Raw genomic sequence first — 17,320 nt, 5'->3', positions numbered from 1 at the left:
CTCAGACAGCCCGGCGCACCATCAATTCCTTGATCTTGCCGATCGCCTTCGTCGGGTTGAGCCCCTTCGGGCACACATCGACGCAGTTCATGATCGTATGGCAACGGAACAGACGGTACGGATCTTCCAGGTTGTCCAGCCGCTCGCCCGTCGCCTGATCGCGGCTATCCGCGATGAAACGGTAGGCTTGCAGCAGCCCTGCCGGGCCGACGAACTTGTCCGGATTCCACCAGAAGCTCGGGCACGACGTCGAGCAACTCGCGCACAGGATGCACTCGTACAGGCCGTCGAGCTCATCGCGCTCTTCCGGCGACTGCAGACGCTCCTTCTCCGGCGGCGGCGTGTCGTTGATCAGATACGGCTTGATCGAGTGATACTGGTTGAAGAACTGCGTGAAGTCGCAGATCAGGTCGCGCACCACGGGCAGGCCGGGCAGCGGTCGCAGCACGATCTTCTGCGGCAGGTCGTTCAGGTTCGTCAGGCAGGCAAGACCGTTCTTGCCGTTGATGTTCATCGCGTCCGAGCCGCACACGCCCTCGCGGCACGAGCGGCGGAACGACAGCGTTTCGTCCAGTGCCTTCAGTTTCACCAGCGCGTCGAGCAGCATGCGCTCGTGCGAGTCGATCTCGATCTCGTACGTCTGCATGCGCGGCGCGGCGTCCTTGTCCGGGTCGTAGCGGTAGATTTCAAATGTACGCTTGGCCATTTCTCTGATCCTTTGACTTATGCCTTAGAAGGTACGCGCTTTCGGCGGCACCGATTCGACCGTCAGCGGGTTCATGTGCACCGGCTTGTAGTCGAGGCGGTCGCCTTCGCTGTACCACAGCGTATGGCGCAGCCAGTTCTCGTCGTCGCGATGTTCGAAGTCGTTCTGCGCGTGTGCGCCACGGCTTTCCTTGCGCGCTTCGGCCGACACCATCGTCGCGCGCGCCACCTCGATCAGGTTCTCCACTTCGAGCGCTTCCACGCGCGCCGTGTTGAACACCTTCGACTTGTCCTTCAGGTGGATGTTATCCACACGTGCAGCCACTTCGCGAATGCGCTCGACGCCTTCAGCCAGCAGCGCCGACGTGCGGAACACGCCCGCGTGCGCCTGCATCGTCGAGCGGATGTCGTTCGCCACGTTCTGCGCGTATTCGCCCGAACTCGACTTGTCGAGCTTCGCGAGACGCGACAGCGCGAAATCAGCGGCATCGGCGGGCAGCGGCTTGTGCTCCTTGATGTCCTTCACGTGCTTGACGATGTGGTTGCCCGCCGCGCGGCCGAACACCACCAGGTCGAGCAGCGAGTTCGTGCCCAGGCGGTTCGCGCCGTGCACCGACACGCACGAGCATTCGCCCACGGCGTAGAAACCGTTGATCGGGTCTTCGTGGCCCTTGGCCGTGCCGACGACCTGACCGTGGATGTTCGTCGGAATGCCGCCCATCTGGTAGTGGATGGTCGGCACGACGGGAATCGGTTCCTTGATGCAGTCGACGTTCGCGAACTTCAACGCGATTTCGCGGATCGACGGCAGACGCTTCATGATCGTCTCGGCGCCGATGTGCGACAGGTCGAGCAGCACGTGGTCCTTGTTCGGACCGACGCCACGGCCTTCCTTGATTTCCTGGTCCATCGAGCGCGAGACGAAGTCGCGCGGCGCCAGATCCTTCAGCGTCGGCGCATAACGCTCCATGAAGCGCTCGCCGTCCGAGTTACGCAGGATGCCGCCTTCGCCGCGCACGCCTTCCGTGATCAGCACGCCCGCGCCGGCGACGCCCGTCGGGTGGAATTGCCAGAATTCCATGTCCTCGAGCGGGATGCCCGCGCGTGCGGCCATGCCCAGACCGTCACCCGTGTTGATGAACGCATTGGTCGATGCCGCGAAGATCCGGCCCGCGCCGCCCGTGGCGAACAGCGTGGTCTTGCCTTCGAGGATGTAGACGTCGCCCGTTTCCATTTCCAGCGCGGTCACGCCGAGCACGTCGCCGTCGGCGTCGCGGATCAGGTCCAGCGCCATCCATTCGACGAAGAACGTGGTCTTGGCGGCGACGTTCTGCTGGTACAGCGTGTGCAAGAGTGCGTGGCCAGTCCGGTCAGCCGCCGCGCACGCGCGCTGCACCGGCTTCTCGCCGTAGTTGGCCGTGTGGCCGCCGAACGGGCGCTGGTAGATCGTGCCATCCGCGTTACGGTCGAACGGCATGCCGAAGTGTTCGAGTTCGTAGACGGCGTTCGGTGCTTCGCGGCACATGAACTCGATCGCGTCCTGGTCGCCGAGCCAGTCGGAGCCCTTGATCGTGTCGTAGAAGTGGTAATGCCAGTTGTCTTCGCTCATGTTGCCGAGCGAGGCGCCGATGCCGCCTTGCGCCGCCACCGTGTGCGAGCGCGTCGGGAACACTTTCGACAGCACGCAGACCGACAGGCCCGCGCGCGCGAGCTGCAGCGACGCGCGCATCCCCGAGCCGCCCGCGCCAACGATAACCACGTCGAAGCGGCGACGCGGCAGGGAATTCTTGATTGCAGCCATTCTTTACACTCTCCAGAGAATCTGCGCAGCGTAGCCCGCACACGCGAGCAGCCAGACGATCGTCAACGCCTGCAGCAGAAGCCGCGTGCCAACGGGCTTGATGTAGTCCATCCAGATGTCCCGGATGCCGACCCACGCGTGATAGAACAGCGACAGCAGCGTCACGAACGTGGCGAGCTTCATCCACTGCGTGGCGAAAATGCCCGCCCAGCCGTCGTAAGAGAATGCGTGCGCGCCGAAGAACCAGGCGAGCAGGATGACCGTGTACACGGCCATGATGACGGCCGTGATGCGCTGCGCGAGCCAGTCGCGCAGACCATAATGCGCGCCCACGACGAGGCGCTTCGAACCAACTCGGTTATTGGCGGACATGTTTTTAGAATGCTCCGAACAGTTTGAGCGCAAAGGCGATCGTCAGGATCGACGACACCACCAGCACGACGACCGACGTGCTCTTGCCACGCTCTTTCGAGACCGCGTCGTGATTCACGTCCATCGACAGATGGCGCACGCCCGCGCAGAAGTGGAACAGGAACGCCCAGGCCAGCACCAGCACGATCAGCTTGACGATGATGTTGGACAGGAAGCCCTTGAACACCTCGTAGCTCAGTTCGGAGGTCAGGCTCTGGTCAAAGAGGTACAGCAGGAACGGAAGGAAGATGAACAGCAGGCCGCCGCTCACGCGGTGAAGAATCGACACCCGCCCCGCGAGAGGAAGACGGTATGCCGTCAATATCTGCCCGATACCGATGTTCCGGTATTCCGGCCTCGGTTTTTTCAATGTGTCAGCCACAGTAGACCCCTTTCGGCTCTTCAAAAAGAAACAACGACGGCATAGCCGCACGCCACCACAGGCGCGATGCGTCCTGCCTTTCTCCTCTTGACGATTGTTGGGGACGTTATCCGGGGAGACGTACAGGGGCGGCGGACCGCGCGATAGCGATATTTTGTCGCGGGACTGTTATACTGTCCAATATCTATCGCGTCTTTCTGAAATAGCTTTTCCATATATCGCATGGAACTGCGCCATATCCGCTACTTCCTCGCCGTTGCCGAAGAGCGCAACGTCACCCGCGCGGCTGAAAGGCTGGGCATCGGTCAGCCGCCCCTCAGCCAGCAAATCCACGCGCTCGAAGACGAAATGGGCGTGCGCCTGTTTCGCCGCACAGGGCATGGCGTCGTGCTGACGGAGGCGGGCGAAGCCTTCGCCGCCGACGCCAAACGCATCCTGCACGACACGCGTATCGCCGTCGAAAAGGCGCAGAGCGCCGGGCGCGGTGAGATCGGCCAACTGAACATCGGCTTTACGGGGTCGGCGGCTTTCAATCCTGTCGTGTCGAAGCTGATCCGCGCTTACCGGCAGGCTTATCCGAATGTCACGCTGACGCTGGCGGAAGGCAACACGGCGCAACTGCTCGCCTATCTCGACGAACGCCGCGTGGACGTTGCGTTCGTACGTCTCGGCAGTCAGTCGCCCGCTGGCGTGCAGTTCCATCACATCGCAATCGAACCGATGAAGATCGTGCTGCCCGCCACGCATCGTCTTGCGAAGAAGCGCAAGATCGCGCTGTCGGATCTGGCCGAAGACCCGTTCGTGATGCTGCCGCGAGAGGCTAGCCCGACGTTGCATGATGTGATAGTCGGCGCGTGCAGGGAGGCAGGCTTCGAGCCGATTGCCGGGCAGCAGGCGCCGCAGTTGTCGTCAGTGGTGAATCTCGTGGCGGCGGAGTTTGGTGTTTCGCTGGTGCCGGCTTCTGTTTGTCAGATACAGGTTGAAGGCGTCGTGTACGTCGACGCACTCGGCAAACCTATTTCGATCCGGCTGGTGCTGGCATCGCGGATCGAATCGACGCCAGCAAAGACGGCGAATTTTCTCGAGCAGGCTTCGGTGTTTGCGGCGGATATGTCGTAGCGTGGAGCGCCGGTGTATGTGTGACTGGTGGCACTGCCGTGTAACCAGGTCTACGTTGGCGTGAATGCGTTGACGGCATCGCTTCGCTCTGGTGGCATTTACTGCGTCGGGCGGTAGTCGGCCATGACGGGACTTCCGTTCGATGCGTCGCCAGGACATTCCACGACTGTCATTCCGCTCGGTAATGGGTCACTCGATCGCAGGAAGTCGGTGTCGCGTCATCGGCGGCCATTGCCGGCGTTCGCATAGCGACGTAGCGAAGGCCGCTTAACAACAAAGATCGGACGTTCGTCGCGTGTTGACTTCGAATGGCAGATCCATGTATCGATCAATGGGTGAATTCGACCCTCTCTGGTCATGCGCGGTTGCTATCGCTCGAAGCCCGCTGCCGAAGGTGCAACGGTCACTCGTGCTGTTGCGTCAGCCACCCCGTAGGACCATGGCCGCCGTTCGTCTGATATCAAATTAAGGGATACAAATCCGCTGACGAGCCCGCACAGCTCCTGGGCGGTGGCGGCTTCGATCGCATCGCCTGCCGTTCGTCCCGAATTCGCCGGAGTGAATGCTACCTTGAGGGAGGTAAATGGCCCCGAAAGACCTAAACTAATATCCAATGCAGCCAGTTTGCGATACTGGCCGGCACCCTGGCCCAAGATTCAATTGACGCGGAGAGTACATCTGCTGCCGCAGCCCTCGGGGGAAATGTTCATGAAGACTCTGATAGTACTGGCATGTGTCATGCTGTCCGCGAACGCGTTTGCGGAATGTGCGACAAACGCCCGTGGCGAGACGGTCTGTGGCAACGGACAGACGGCCGGCGGCTATAACCGGAACACGGGTACGGCCTGGACGTCCGAAGCGAACCAGAATGGAATGCGGACGACTCAGACCAACCGGGGTGGCGAGGCGAAGACGATGAACGGCAAAGGTGTGGTTCACGGCCCCGAGGGGAAAACCTGTTACCGGACCGCGAGCAGTCACGGATGCAACTGACGCCCCTTCGGCACCCATTGTTGCATTCGCCTCAAAGGGCCGCCGCGAGTACCGAAAAGCCAACGGATCGGCGATCAGAGTGACGCTCCGAAGAACTTCACTCATCAGCGAAGCTGGTCATGAGCAGCCGACGGCCTGCTGTCACCGGCAAACCTGATCCTCGAATGTTCGCAAGCGGGTTGAGGTAAATGACCAAGACCGGCCGAACCCGGAAGTCCGTCGAGAGCCGATGCGCGGCGCGATTGCCTTGAGCCGCGATCTTCCGTAGCTGTGCAGACTCGACGATGTGCACTTTCGAATGGTAATAGAGCGCAATGCGCTTACCATCCAACCCATGACTAGGTCGCACTCTCACACTCGGAACCTACGAACTGTGCAGGACCGCAAGCACCGAGTACATTTTTTCCACCGACTGCGCAACCGACCGGGAGCAGTACATTCAAGACTGGCTGAAAACGACGAACCCCTCCTCCGCGGCAAGCTCCTGGTACAAGAAGCACAAGGGAAGCAGTGAGTTTCACTTGATGTCAATTCGGGTTGACCGGATAAATCTGGACGCGGCCTTGGTCGATACCATGAGTTACAGAACAAAGAGGGAACCGCCGCTGCCTTACGTCGTTTCATATTGGTTCAACGGTTTTTGCAGCCAGGCGAAATCGAAATTCCAGGACCGAAGCGCACCTTCTGCTCCTGAAGCCGCTTGCCGCAACAGATTCGGGCTTACGTCAGAGGGTCGAGCGGCCCTGGATCGTTTTAGCCTCGCGGCCAACCGTTGATCTCGGATCTTCCGCACGCCATTCCGTTTGCCTCGGACGCCTGATAACGTCGCACATGCGCCGAGCAAAGCGGCGGGCACGGCTTCAATACATCGAGCTTACAGGCCCATATCCAAGGTAGTCCTTTGGTCTAATTGCGAACTATAGGGTCGTGACCAATAGTGTTAGACGTCAGGTCGACACGAAAGGGTGAAACTATGAGCAAGATCGTCTTCCATGGCGTCTCCGCAATCGTCGCTGCGATTTTGCTCGTCGGATGCGCGAGTAGCAGCAATACGCCGACCCAGCCCGAATACTCGGGCTTTCTGCCGAACTACTCCGACCTGACGCAGGCGACTGATCCCGACGGGGAAACGTTCCTGCGGTACATCAACCCCAAGCTCAACCCGGCTAACTACAGCGCAATCATCGTGGATCCCGTCGTGTTCTATCCCAAGGCCGAACCGACAGCGCAAGTGAGCCAAGCGACGCTCGACCAGATACGCGGCTACGGCACCACCTGCCTGAGACAGGCGATCGCATCGAGAGTCCGGGTCGTGGACGCGCCGGGACCGGGGGTGGTCAAGCTGCAGGTCGCCTTAACCGGAGTAGCCACCACAGCGGCGGGTCTCAAACCATATCAGTACGTGCCGCAGGCCTTCGTCATCTCAATGGCGGTTAATGCGGTGGAGGGTGCGCCGCAGCAGTCGAAGCTGCTGGTCGAGGCAATTGGCACCGACAGCGTCTCCGGGGAAGTTCTGTCAAAAGTCATACGCACGCATACCGGCGAGCGTCTGAAGCGTGTTGCATCGAATGAGCCCGTGGTTACGTTCGATTCCGTCAAGCCGATCATGGACCAGTGGTGCGACGCCGTTTCCAAATCTATAGCGCAATACGTTAAGCCTCGATAGCCAAACAAAGGGGAACTGAGCGCCCGTGACCCGAGGTGCGCAACTAGAGGGCTCAAAGCGACGAGGAGACTCAAATGCGCTATGGGTCGCGCACATTGCTGGGGTCAATCTTGACGAAACGAGAGCAAATCGTGCTCAAGCGCGTCTTGTGAACAGAAATACCCGATGCGCGATACCGCCGCGAACTGGTTCGTGCAGAAGTACCAGCAATCGAGCTACGAACTGGCGGGTGCGTCACGCCCGCGGTCCAGGGCGGCACCTACTACCTGTGCGGCAATACGTGGATCAAGCCCTCGTATGAGGAGAACGGCGTCCACTACCGCGTCGGGCCCGCGCCCTTAACAACGCATCGCGCGCCTGGTCCGATGGCTGGCCGACGCGCGGCGTGGCCGCGTGCTCGCACAGGAGGCCGGCTGCCCGCCGCATCCGTGCAACATCTGACGGAGGGCCGAAAGATGCACCATCTGACCGTCGCATTGATCGTATTCGCGTGTGTCTTCTGCAGCGCATTGCTCGGTTTGTATTTGCGTACGTTGCTCCCGGAACACCACCTTAGTGAGGACTCTATTGCTGTCGTCAAACTTGCAGCTGGCCTGATCGCCACGATTGCGGCGCTGGTACTCGGCTTGCTGATCTCATCGGCGAAAAACACATTCGATACGGTGAACGCCGAAATAAAACACGAAGCCGCCGATGTCATCCTGCTCGATCGCGTGCTTGCCCAGTACGGGCCGGAAACACAGGAAATCCGTGGGCTGCTGAAGCAGATTGTCGCCACCGGGCTTCAGCAAGTCGCGTCAGCCGATCCGGCACAGTTGGCAAGGATGCACAGCCTCGAAGCGCTCAAGCGCGGGGAATATCTTGAGAGCAAACTGGAAGAACTGTCGCCGAAGAACGACTTGCAGCGACGGTTACAGGCGCGCGCGATCGAGATAGCCGCCAACGCGGTGGCCGTACGCGAACTTGGACTGCTACAAGCGGTTGGCTCGACACCAACGGCGCTGTTAGTCATCCTTGTGTTGTGGCTGTGCATCATTTTTGGCGCCTTTGGCATGTTCACACCCCCGAATGCGACGGTCACTATCGCGTTGCTTCTGGGCGCGCTATCCACTTCCGGCGCAGTCTTCCTGATTCTGGAAATGAATACGCCGCTCGAGGGGTTGATCACGGTCTCGCTGTTGCCTATGCGCGAAGCGCTTGCCATTCTCGGCCAATAGCAACCTTTCCACCGACTCGATCCTATGGTTTTCGGGCCTAAGGCTTCGGTTGGGGATGCCATGCCGTTGCGCTCCCTGCTGCACCGGACCGTGAAAATCTCGGCGCCGCGAGAGGAGCCTCGAAAACAATTGATGCTTACCTTTGAGCTTGGTCAACACCGTCGTTTGCAGGCTGTTAAGCAGAAAGTATCGTCGGGCACTGCAAACGGATAGACCATTCGACCGATGTATCACGGGATCGGGGCGACTGCGAATGTCCGCTACGCTGTGCCGAACTGAACATTTGACTGTCCGTCAAGGCGCACCGACGAATGGCTGTAGTTGGGCCGACTCCTGCCTTATGCGGTCGACCCCGAACGCCCCGTTTCTGCCGTTGCTGGGCGCACGTGCAAATGGCAGCTTTTCCGGGTTGAACGGCCATCCGCGATTTCACCACATTGCGGGCGCCACTACATATGTTCGCCAAGGCGATCTGTGACGCACGAGAAGAGCGGATCAGGTAGCTGACCGCAACCACTCCGAGAAGGCTCGGATGGTCATTTCGCGCGGATGACCTGGCCTGCGAATTACATAAAAGCCATACCCAGGCAAGCTCAGCTTGAATGCTTTTACGAGCGTACCGGCGGCGAGCTCGGGTGCCACGAGCGCGTCACTAAAAATCCCGATTCCCTGGCCGGCGATCACCGCTTCGATGGCATGCAGCTCCTCCCGGAAGCTCAGGTGCTGCATGCCCTTGAATTCGGGTACTTCGCGCCACCTGCGCTGAGCCGCGGCAAGCCATCTCGGCCATGTGGGCGGCTCACGGTCGATTGGCGACCAATAGGAGTGGATCAGAACGTGCTCCGCGAGATCGACTGGTCTCTTCAGTCGTCCCGTTGAAAGCAAGCGCGGATTGTAGACGGGCCAGAATGTATCTCTCAAGAGATCATCGACGATCCCCTCCGTCGGCACTGCCCGGCTGGTCGCATAACGAATCGCGACGTCGCCCTCGCCGGCCTGCAGATCGAGCACGGTGTCCGTGCCGATCACCTCCAGCGGCACGTCGGGATGCAATTTCCGCCACGCGGGCAGGCGGGGCACGAGCCACCGGCTGGCAAAAGCGTTCGTTGCCGTCACACGAAGGGGCTGTTGGTCGCTATCCAGCTTAATGGCCGCGATTGCGGTGGCAAACACCTCAAGCCCGCCACGAATGGCGGGGAACAGCCGCGCTCCAGCATCGGTCAGCGTCAAGGGCCGTGGTCTGCGACGGAACAGTGCGCAGCCACAATAGCGCTCAAGCAATCGGACCTGGTGACTGATCGCGGTGGGGTGACGCACAGCTCTAGCGCGGCCATTTTGAAGCTCATATGGCGAGCGACTGCATCAAACGCGCGGAGCTCTACGAGGGGCGGCAGCTTGTGCATGCCAGGAGTGTAGGTGAAATCAATTCACCTTTGGCTGAATTCTTCGAGTTTGCTCCCGGGCCGATTCCGATGGAGACTTGGGGCGAATTCGAGGAGAACCGCCATGCTGTCGATTGGATCCCTGGCCGACGCTACGGCCGAGCTTGCTGCCACCTTCCGGGGGCAGCTCCTGAAACTCATGGACGCCGGCTATGAGGACGCGAGAAAGGTCCACAACGGCCTGGTCGATAAGCGGCCCGCCTTGATCGCCAGGTGCCACGGCGTAGCCGACGTTGTCGCGGCCGTCGATCTCACCCGCAGGTGCGGCCTCGAAGTTGCAATTCGCGGCGGCGGGCACAACGTGGCGGGACGGGCGACGATTGATGGTGGGGTGATGGTCGATCTTTCGCCGATGAAGGGCATCCACGTCGATCCGGAGAGCAGAACAGTCTGGGCACAAGGTGGCGTCACCTGGGGCGAGCTCAATCGCGAGACGCAGTTGCATGGCCTGGCTGTCACCGGGGGCGTGGTCTCCAGCACGGGCATTGCCGGGCTTACCCTCGGGGGCGGGGTGGGCTGGCTGATGGGCAAATACGGCCTGGCACTCGATAATCTGCGGGCGGTGGAGCTCGTCACGGCTGGCGGCAAGGTCTTGCGCGCGAGCAAACACCAGGAGCCCGAGCTTTTCTGGGCTCTTCGCGGCGGCGGCGGAAACTTCGGGGTCGCCACGAGCTTCGAGTATGAACTCCACCCGGTTGGGCCGACCATTATGGGCGGCCCGATCGTCCACCCGATCGAACGCTCCCGCGCCCTGCTCGAATTCTTCCGCGACAGCACACGATCGCTACCTGATGAGCACACACTGTTCGCATCGCTGACGCATGCGCCAGACGGGTCCGGCACAGAGGTGGCCGCGCTGGTCACCTGCCACTGCGGGCCGTTGGAAGACGCCGAAAGGGCCATGCGGCCGTTGAAACAGTTCGCGCTTCCCATCCTGGATGCCGTTGCGCCGATCCCCTATTGCCAGCTCAACAGCATGCTCGACGCCAAGTACCCGAAGGGCGCTCTCAACTACTGGAAGTCCAGTTTCCTCACAGAGCTGAGCGACGCTGCGATTGACACCATGATTCGCTGCTTCGCGCAGTGCCCGACGACAATGGGCCAACTCCTCCTCGAACATTTCCACGGCGCGGTCACCCGGGTCAGTGCTACCGACACGGCCTTCCCGCACCGGCGTGAAGGCTACAACTTCCTCGTGCTCGCTCAATGGATGCAGCCGGCGGAGACGGGCGCCTGCGTCGCCTGGGCTCGCGAAACCTACGAAGCGATGCGACCTTTCTTCGCCGCCGGTCGCTATGTCAATTACCTGGACGACGATGAGACGGGCGAACCCATTGCGGCTGCATACGGTCCCAACTACCGACGGCTTCAGCAGATCAAGGCCCAGTACGATCCGACAAACTTCTTCCGCATGAACCAGAACATCCGGCCTCTGGCCTGACGGGGATCATCCTGATGCCGATCATCAACTGACCAGCGCGCGCGCCGGATTTGCAGCGCGCTGGGGAGACGGTCGGTATCGATGCGTTAAACGAATTCAATGACCGTTTACTGAGCGTACCCAATGTTTGAATGACTACTGCACTTGGCCGATCTCGGAAATTCAACGCTCGGTGATGATCGCGCGTCACGTGCACGCGCCCGGCGTCGTGGTGAGGTGATGATACAGTTCGGGGTCGCGGGTCGGCGCAGGAAACGTGGCACCATCACGCACGATCGCGGATGACGTATCACGCTGGCCCAGTTGGCCATGGCAGTTAAACTGATAGTTCTGCAATTCCACCGCTTCGGCAAGGGCGTAACGGCGCCGCTTGCCCGTTTCGCCTGGCAAGAACAGTTCGTCGAGGGAAGCACAGCCGTCGGCAGCACGCATTTCGCCGACCGGTTTGATCGCCTCACCAATGCCCCTGGGCAGCGACTGGGCCGGGGATGATGGCATAGCATCACCGCATGTGCCCGGCGAAGCCCGCAGCATCACGCCATTCAACTGATCTCGCGCGCAAGATCGCGCCACTCCGAGGAGTTACCCATGCCGCTTGCCTCTGCCACTGCTCGCCTTGCGGCCGACGCGCCCAACTACGTCGTCGCCATCGACGCTGGCCGCCACCCGCTGACGGGCGACGAAGGTCCCCACGAAGGGGGCCAGGATCGCGGCCCCGCGCCATTCGCGTTCGTGCTGTCCGGGCTCGCAGCGTGCACAGCCGCCACGCTGCGCATGTACATGCAGCGCAAGACGTGGCCGGCCGCCACGATCGCCGTTGAGGTCAGCCTGCATGCCGATCACGACGGAATCCAGTACATCCGCCGCGGCGTGGCGGTCGAAGGACCGCTTGAAGAGGCGCAACGCGCGCGCCTTGCCGAAATCTGCGAAAAGACGCCGGTCACGCTCTTCATCAAGCGGGGCACGCGCATCGACACGACGCTGCGCATTGCATGACGCAAGCGTCATTGCCACACGCGTCGAAGGTACCGCGCCTGCACTTGTTTGAGCGCTTACATCAGTTCACGCGAATTCCACTCAGACATCCGGCATCGCGGGCTCACTGTTTCGCTACCGCGAATGCATAAAGCTTGTGGTTATCACCGGCGTACGGCAGCCCGAGAACCTTGGTGTGATAGCCGGAGCCCCAATAGACCGTACCGTCGACAATCGCCGCACCAGACACGACCGCGCCGCCGCTTTCGAAGCTCCACTTGATTTCGCCGGTAGCGGCATCGAGCGCATACATGTTCGCGCCACTACCCGCGAGCGAGCCAGCATAGACCACGCCGTTGGCCTCGGACATCGCCACGGTGTCCATCATGTCCTGCGGATCGGCAGTGCGCCAGAGCACCTTGCCCGTTGCGGCATCAACTGCTGCCCACACGCCGCCCTTGGTCGTCGTCTTGCCCGGAGGCGAGTTGACAGGGATGGACTCGTGATTGAGGTTACCGATCGACACGTAAATGCGTTTGCCGTCCGCGGCCGTGCCCCAGAGCATGCCACCTAGCAGACTGCCGGGACCGACCTGGGTATGCCATACGACCTTGCCCGTCTTTGGATCGAGTGCCCAATAGACGCCGCTTTTCGCGCCAGCACCAAGCAGCGTGCGCTTGTGACCAGCGACGGTCGCCGTATACAGGTTGGGCCCCGAGCCGAAGTCGTAATCCGGGCCGTCGTCGTGGTCATAGTTCGTCGACATGTCGGCTGCCAGCGTGCGGGTGGCCCACGCAATCTTGCCCGTCTTCAGGTTGAGCGCAACGAAGCTGTCGATGTGATTGGTCGCCACGTCCGGCTTGCACTTGCTTTGCCCCGGATAGCGGCAAACACCCTCCGGCACGGAAAAGTTGTTGCCGGTCGTGACGTACAGCAGGCCCGTCTGATGATCGACGACGGGTGTATTGCCCCAGACCGAAGCGCCCGTATAGCCTTCGGGCACCATGTACGTTTTCCACAGCAGCTTGCCCGTGGTCGCGGCAAGCGACACGACGCTGCCGCGATAGGTGGGCTTGTCCTTGAGCGCCTCGGCCCGCGACGATACCCCCACGTAGACGACGCCACCGTCGATAACGGGCGAGCTGGTGATGATGGCGGTGGGGTCCGTTTCCACCTGGGTGCGCCACAGCGGCGAGCCGTCTTCGGCCTTGATGCCCAACACGTAAGCGCCCGTCGGATTGTTGGCGATCTGCGTGCCTTGGCCAATCACGAGCGTCCCCTTCCAGTAAGCGGGGCTGGTGCGCGAAGCGTCGTTGGGAATCTGGCTATAGTCGCTTACCTTCTTGTGCCACTTCACCTGTCCGCTAGCGGCATCGACGGCCCACAGCGAGCCGCCAAAATCCGGCACGTAGACAACCCCATCGACCACCGTCGGCGTGGCAGAAACGTTACCATCCGTCTCGACCGACCAGCGCGGCGCAAGCTTCGCCACATTGTTTAGGCCGACGGTGTGCTCGCCCTGCGCGCTACGCGTGTTGTACAGATTCTGACCGCCCATCGGCCAGTCCCCCACGCCTTGGGCCACAGCGGGAGGCGCGGCCATGACGCCCGTCATCAGTGCAACGGCTGCCACGATTGCCGGGTTGCCCCAGCGCAGTTGAGAAGGCTGATGATCGTCTTTCCTGTTGAACGCCTGTTTCATTTTCCTTCTCCGAGAGACGGTTGGCTGAGTGAGCGATTCACGATTGACATCGTGACTTCGAAGCCGGGACGAAGAGCGTTAAAAACAGCATAGGCCTCGTTGCTTCAATTACAACGAAGACAAAACCACGCCCGGCGTCTCCACGTGTTGTCAGCTTGATGCAACGTCGAGGTATCGCTCGACGGATAACGCGTGATGCCTGGCAAACAGGCGACGTCCCGCCATCGCTCGCAGAGCGTCGCGTGGATGTGGCGTGAGAACAGCGCGCAGTAACCGGTATCCGGTCGCATCGCGGTACGCGACCGGGTAGCCATACGCGTCAATCATCTTCGTCACCGGGAACCTCGGCTCGTTCGATGAAGGAAGATTAGAAAACTGGACGGATGCCACGGTAGATCGCCCGGACGTACACAGTGTTCTATCGGAGGAACGATCAGGATGCGCGCCTTAGCCGATCATTTCATGACGAAGCGTCACTCGTCTTTCTGTATGTGTTCTGCGAAATAGTCGATCAGCAGACGCACGGCGGGCAATAATCCCCTGCGTGACGGAAAGACGGCATGAACCAGCCCCCCTTTCGGTTTCCAGCCCGGTATCACCTCGACCAGTGCGCCTTTTGCAAGCGCATCCTCGACGACCATGTACGGTAGCTGCACGACGCCCACGCCTTTGATCGCCGCCTGCCGAAGCACGGTCATATCGTCGGTGATGAAGCGCGGCGCGTGACTGACCCGCGCTTCCGCTCCGTCCGGGCCGACGAGCGCCCACGCATGATCGCGCTGCGGCCCCCAATCGAGGCTCGGCATGCCCGCCAGATCGGCGGGATGCGCGACTTGACCGTATCGCTCGACGAACTCCGGCGCGGCCACCAGGCGCTGCGGACTTCCCGACAGCACACGCATGACGAGCCCGCTGTCTTCGAGCGGCGGGAAACGCACTCGCAGCGCGAGATCGAGACCTTCGCCCAGCACGTCGACCCGTCGATTCGTTGCATCGAGAAGGATCTGCACCTTTGGGTATTGCGTCATGAAGTCCGCAACCAGATTGCCGATGCGGTACGCGAGAAGCGTCGTGGGGCAACTCATCCGCACCACGCCCTGGGGCTCTGAGAGCCTGCGCTCCATCACCTCGCGGGCGGCATCGGCTTCCACGAGCACTGCGACACAGCGCTCGTAGAACTCCCGTCCCGTATCCGTCATCGAGAAATGCCGCGTGGACCGGTTGAGAAGACGAACGCCATATCTCGCTTCGAGTTCGGCGATGCGCCGGCTCAGCTTGGACTTGGGCATGTTGAGCGCCCGCCCTGCCTGCGTGAAGCCGTGGTTGTCGACCACTTTCACGAAATAGTAGATGTCGTTCAGGTCGTCCATGGCTGTTCCTTCGGCAGAACAATAGCGGCATCTTAGAGCATTGAACCACGCGCGGCGTCGCCATTGTTCCGCTCATAGAACACAGTCGGCATTTTTCTGGGGCTGGGAGCCGGTTCGTCGACCGCATAGGATTGCCGTTGCATGCAGATCGGATGCATCACGCGTCGGATCACCGGGATCGATCCCCTTCCACTTACCGCAGTGCTTCGGAGGCAAACATGGCAAGCGAACCGATTCGCAACCCCGCGAACGATCATCTTCTGACGCCGCAAAATGCGGCATTCATCGTCATCGATTACCAGCCGGTCCAGGTGAATTCCATTGCGTCGATGGACCGTCAGCTGCTGATCAACAACATCGTCGGTGCCTCAAAGGCGGCAATTGCCTACAAGCTGCCGATCGTCCATTCGACGGTCAACGTGAAGACGGGCCTGAACAAGCCGCCCATCCCGCAACTGCGCGCGGCGCTCGGCGACTATCCCACTTACGACCGCACCAGCATCAACTCGTGGGAAGACGTCGAATTCCGCAAGGCCGTCGAGGCCACCGGCCGCAAGAAGCTGATCATGACCGCTCTCTGGACGGAAGCCTGCCTGACGTTCCCCGCGCTGGATGCGCTGGCAGAGGGCTACGAGGTGTATGTGGTCGTCGATGCCGTCGGCGGCACATCCGTCGCGGCACACGAGGCCGCGCTGCGTCGTATCGAACAGGCTGGTGGCAAGATGATCAGTGTCGCCCAGCTGTTCTGCGAGCTGCAACGCGACTGGGCACGCAGCGAAACCGTCCCGGCGTTCATTGACCTGTTCATCCAGACTGGCGGCACGGCCGGCATCCAGTTCTCGTACGACAAGAGCTGATGCGTCAAGCGCGCGGCCGGCTGCTGGTCCCGTCCGCGCGCATCCGCCATGTCCGCCGAACGTCCGGCACCGACACGCAATGGATAGGGTCTCGACGACAGGAAAGTGTTCACCATGAAGAAACAGACCGCGCCGATAGGCCTCGCAGGCTGCGTGATCGCGGCATGCTTCCACACCAATCTGTATGCCCAGAGCAGCGTCACCTTGCAGGGGATGATCGACGGCGGCGTGACCTACGTGAACAACCAGCATGGTGGCGCGGTAACGCTGTTCGACAGCGGAATCTTTGCGCCAAACACGTTGACGTTCAGTGGAAGCGAGGCGCTCGGCGGCGGAACGAAGGCCATCTTCAATCTGACTTCGCAGTTCGACCTCGGCAACGGCACGACCATTCCGGGCGCGAACCAGATCTTCAATCGCACGGCCTATGTGGGTCTGGCCGATGAGCGGCTTGGCACCGTCACGTTCGGCAACCAGTACGACTTCATGTTCGACACATTGACGCTCGGTCTCTTCGACGGCGCGTTTCTGTTTGGCGGTCTTTATGATTTTCGCCAGGGGCCGTTCAGCGCGCTGGGCGTCCCGCAAAATCCGACTGGCTCATTCGATTTCGACCGCCTCGCCGGCGCAACACGGGTGGCGAACGCGGTCAAGTATCGCAGCCCATCGTTCGCGGGATTCAGTTTTGGTGTGCTGTATGGCTTCGGCGGAGTTGCGGGTTCGTTTTCCGCCAATTCGACCATCAGTGCAGGGATGAACTACGATAGCGGCCCGCTGGGAGTCGGAGTCGCGTACATCGAAGCCAGATATCCCGAACTGGGTGACGGTCACGACGCAATCCGCAATTTTGGCGCGGGCGTGCACTACCGGTTCGGCAGCGTGCTCGCCATGCTGCTCTACACGAATACGAAGAATACGGCGAGCGGCGCAAAGATCGACGTCTACAAGGCGGGTGCGTACTGGACGGTCTCCGGCCCCTGGTCGGCAGGACTCGACTACCAGTACATGAAGGGAAACGAGGTGCTCGATAACAATCAGGCGCACCAGATCGCCACAGCCGTGCAATACCACTTCTCGAAGCGGACGATGGCGTACGTCGAGGCTGTCTATCAGCGCGCGAGCGGTGACTCCCAAACGACGCAAGCATGGATCAATGGATTGCTGCAAACCGGCGCGGCAGCCAGCAACCGCTCACAGTCACTGGCACGCATAGGGTTGCAGACCCGATTCTGATCCTGC

At 61.1% G+C, this 17,320-nt stretch carries 16 protein-coding genes and 1 pseudogene; 8 read left to right on the top strand and 9 right to left on the bottom strand.

The features are described 5' to 3' along the window. Position 1: 1 nt before the first annotated feature. Genes H1204_RS38135 through sdhC form a run of 4 tightly spaced genes read right to left on the bottom strand, consistent with a single transcriptional unit; the run spans position 2 to position 3,299 of the window. On the bottom strand, positions 2 to 706 hold the full coding sequence (locus tag H1204_RS38135) for a succinate dehydrogenase iron-sulfur subunit (RefSeq protein ID WP_008924387.1): 705 nt from the start codon (positions 704 to 706) through the stop codon (positions 2 to 4). Positions 707 to 730: 24 nt separating this feature from the next. After that, a complete protein-coding gene (sdhA, locus tag H1204_RS38130) occupies positions 731 to 2,506 on the bottom strand; it encodes a succinate dehydrogenase flavoprotein subunit (protein ID WP_180731736.1) in 1,776 nt (591 codons plus the stop codon). 3 nt (positions 2,507 to 2,509) lie between these two features. Continuing rightward, positions 2,510 to 2,878, bottom strand: a complete 369-nt coding sequence (gene sdhD, locus H1204_RS38125; RefSeq protein ID WP_042317332.1) for a succinate dehydrogenase, hydrophobic membrane anchor protein — start codon at positions 2,876 to 2,878, stop codon at positions 2,510 to 2,512. A 4-nt stretch (positions 2,879 to 2,882) separates the two neighbouring features. Next, a complete protein-coding gene (sdhC, locus tag H1204_RS38120) occupies positions 2,883 to 3,299 on the bottom strand; it encodes a succinate dehydrogenase, cytochrome b556 subunit (RefSeq protein WP_180733842.1) in 417 nt (138 codons plus the stop codon). 222 nt (positions 3,300 to 3,521) lie between these two features. On the opposite strand from sdhC, the gene H1204_RS38115 reads away from it, so the two are divergent. From H1204_RS38115 to H1204_RS38100, 4 genes are all read left to right on the top strand, one after another. Continuing rightward, on the top strand, positions 3,522 to 4,418 hold the full coding sequence (locus H1204_RS38115) for a LysR family transcriptional regulator (RefSeq protein WP_131241960.1): 897 nt from the start codon (positions 3,522 to 3,524) through the stop codon (positions 4,416 to 4,418). 708 nt (positions 4,419 to 5,126) lie between these two features. Continuing rightward, positions 5,127 to 5,411 carry a hypothetical protein gene (locus H1204_RS38110; protein WP_180733841.1) on the top strand — a complete coding sequence of 95 codons (285 nt, stop codon included), beginning with the start codon at positions 5,127 to 5,129 and terminating at the stop codon, positions 5,409 to 5,411. 973 nt (positions 5,412 to 6,384) lie between these two features. Next, the gene (locus H1204_RS38105; RefSeq protein ID WP_180733840.1) at positions 6,385 to 7,077 is read left to right on the top strand and encodes a DUF3313 domain-containing protein; all 693 of its coding nucleotides are present in this window, start codon (positions 6,385 to 6,387) and stop codon (positions 7,075 to 7,077) included. Between the two features lie 455 nt (positions 7,078 to 7,532). Then, complete coding sequence (locus H1204_RS38100) at positions 7,533 to 8,294, top strand: DUF4239 domain-containing protein (RefSeq protein WP_180733839.1); 762 nt, start codon at positions 7,533 to 7,535, stop codon at positions 8,292 to 8,294. A gap of 495 nt (positions 8,295 to 8,789) precedes the next feature. On the opposite strand, the gene H1204_RS38095 is transcribed toward H1204_RS38100, so the two are convergent. Both H1204_RS38095 and H1204_RS51895 read right to left on the bottom strand, forming a co-directional pair. Continuing rightward, positions 8,790 to 9,524 (bottom strand): LysR substrate-binding domain-containing protein, encoded by a 735-nt coding sequence (locus tag H1204_RS38095; RefSeq protein ID WP_243468966.1) that lies wholly within the window; start codon positions 9,522 to 9,524, stop codon positions 8,790 to 8,792. Positions 9,525 to 9,549: 25 nt separating this feature from the next. Further along, positions 9,550 to 9,611: pseudogene (locus tag H1204_RS51895) on the bottom strand (hypothetical protein); the annotation flags it as partial. 189 nt (positions 9,612 to 9,800) lie between these two features. On the opposite strand from H1204_RS51895, the gene H1204_RS38090 reads away from it, so the two are divergent. Continuing rightward, positions 9,801 to 11,177 (top strand): FAD-binding oxidoreductase, encoded by a 1,377-nt coding sequence (locus H1204_RS38090; protein WP_180733838.1) that lies wholly within the window; start codon positions 9,801 to 9,803, stop codon positions 11,175 to 11,177. A 186-nt stretch (positions 11,178 to 11,363) separates the two neighbouring features. Here H1204_RS38090 and H1204_RS38085 read toward each other — a convergent pair whose 3' ends face one another. Beyond that, positions 11,364 to 11,723 (bottom strand): hypothetical protein, encoded by a 360-nt coding sequence (locus tag H1204_RS38085; protein ID WP_180733837.1) that lies wholly within the window; start codon positions 11,721 to 11,723, stop codon positions 11,364 to 11,366. 42 nt (positions 11,724 to 11,765) lie between these two features. Here H1204_RS38085 and H1204_RS38080 point away from each other — a divergent pair, with 42 nt between their 5' ends. Further along, positions 11,766 to 12,173: an OsmC family protein gene (locus tag H1204_RS38080; RefSeq protein WP_180733836.1), complete on the top strand. Its 408-nt coding sequence runs from the start codon at positions 11,766 to 11,768 to the stop codon at positions 12,171 to 12,173. A 103-nt stretch (positions 12,174 to 12,276) separates the two neighbouring features. Here H1204_RS38080 and H1204_RS38075 read toward each other — a convergent pair whose 3' ends face one another. Both H1204_RS38075 and H1204_RS38070 read right to left on the bottom strand, forming a co-directional pair. Continuing rightward, on the bottom strand, positions 12,277 to 13,854 hold the full coding sequence (locus H1204_RS38075) for a PQQ-binding-like beta-propeller repeat protein (protein WP_180733835.1): 1,578 nt from the start codon (positions 13,852 to 13,854) through the stop codon (positions 12,277 to 12,279). Between the two features lie 473 nt (positions 13,855 to 14,327). Beyond that, positions 14,328 to 15,224 (bottom strand): LysR substrate-binding domain-containing protein, encoded by an 897-nt coding sequence (locus H1204_RS38070; protein WP_180733834.1) that lies wholly within the window; start codon positions 15,222 to 15,224, stop codon positions 14,328 to 14,330. Positions 15,225 to 15,442: 218 nt separating this feature from the next. On the opposite strand from H1204_RS38070, the gene H1204_RS38065 reads away from it, so the two are divergent. Both H1204_RS38065 and H1204_RS38060 read left to right on the top strand, forming a co-directional pair. Beyond that, positions 15,443 to 16,081: a hydrolase gene (locus H1204_RS38065; protein WP_180733833.1), complete on the top strand. Its 639-nt coding sequence runs from the start codon at positions 15,443 to 15,445 to the stop codon at positions 16,079 to 16,081. 114 nt (positions 16,082 to 16,195) lie between these two features. Continuing rightward, on the top strand, positions 16,196 to 17,314 hold the full coding sequence (locus H1204_RS38060; RefSeq protein ID WP_180733832.1) for a porin: 1,119 nt from the start codon (positions 16,196 to 16,198) through the stop codon (positions 17,312 to 17,314). The last annotated feature ends 6 nt before the right edge of the window (positions 17,315 to 17,320 follow it).

Origin of the sequence: Paraburkholderia sp. PGU19 (genome assembly GCF_013426915.1) — a bacterium.
GTDB lineage: Bacteria > Pseudomonadota > Gammaproteobacteria > Burkholderiales > Burkholderiaceae > Paraburkholderia.
This window is presented reverse-complemented; position numbering and strand designations above follow the sequence as displayed.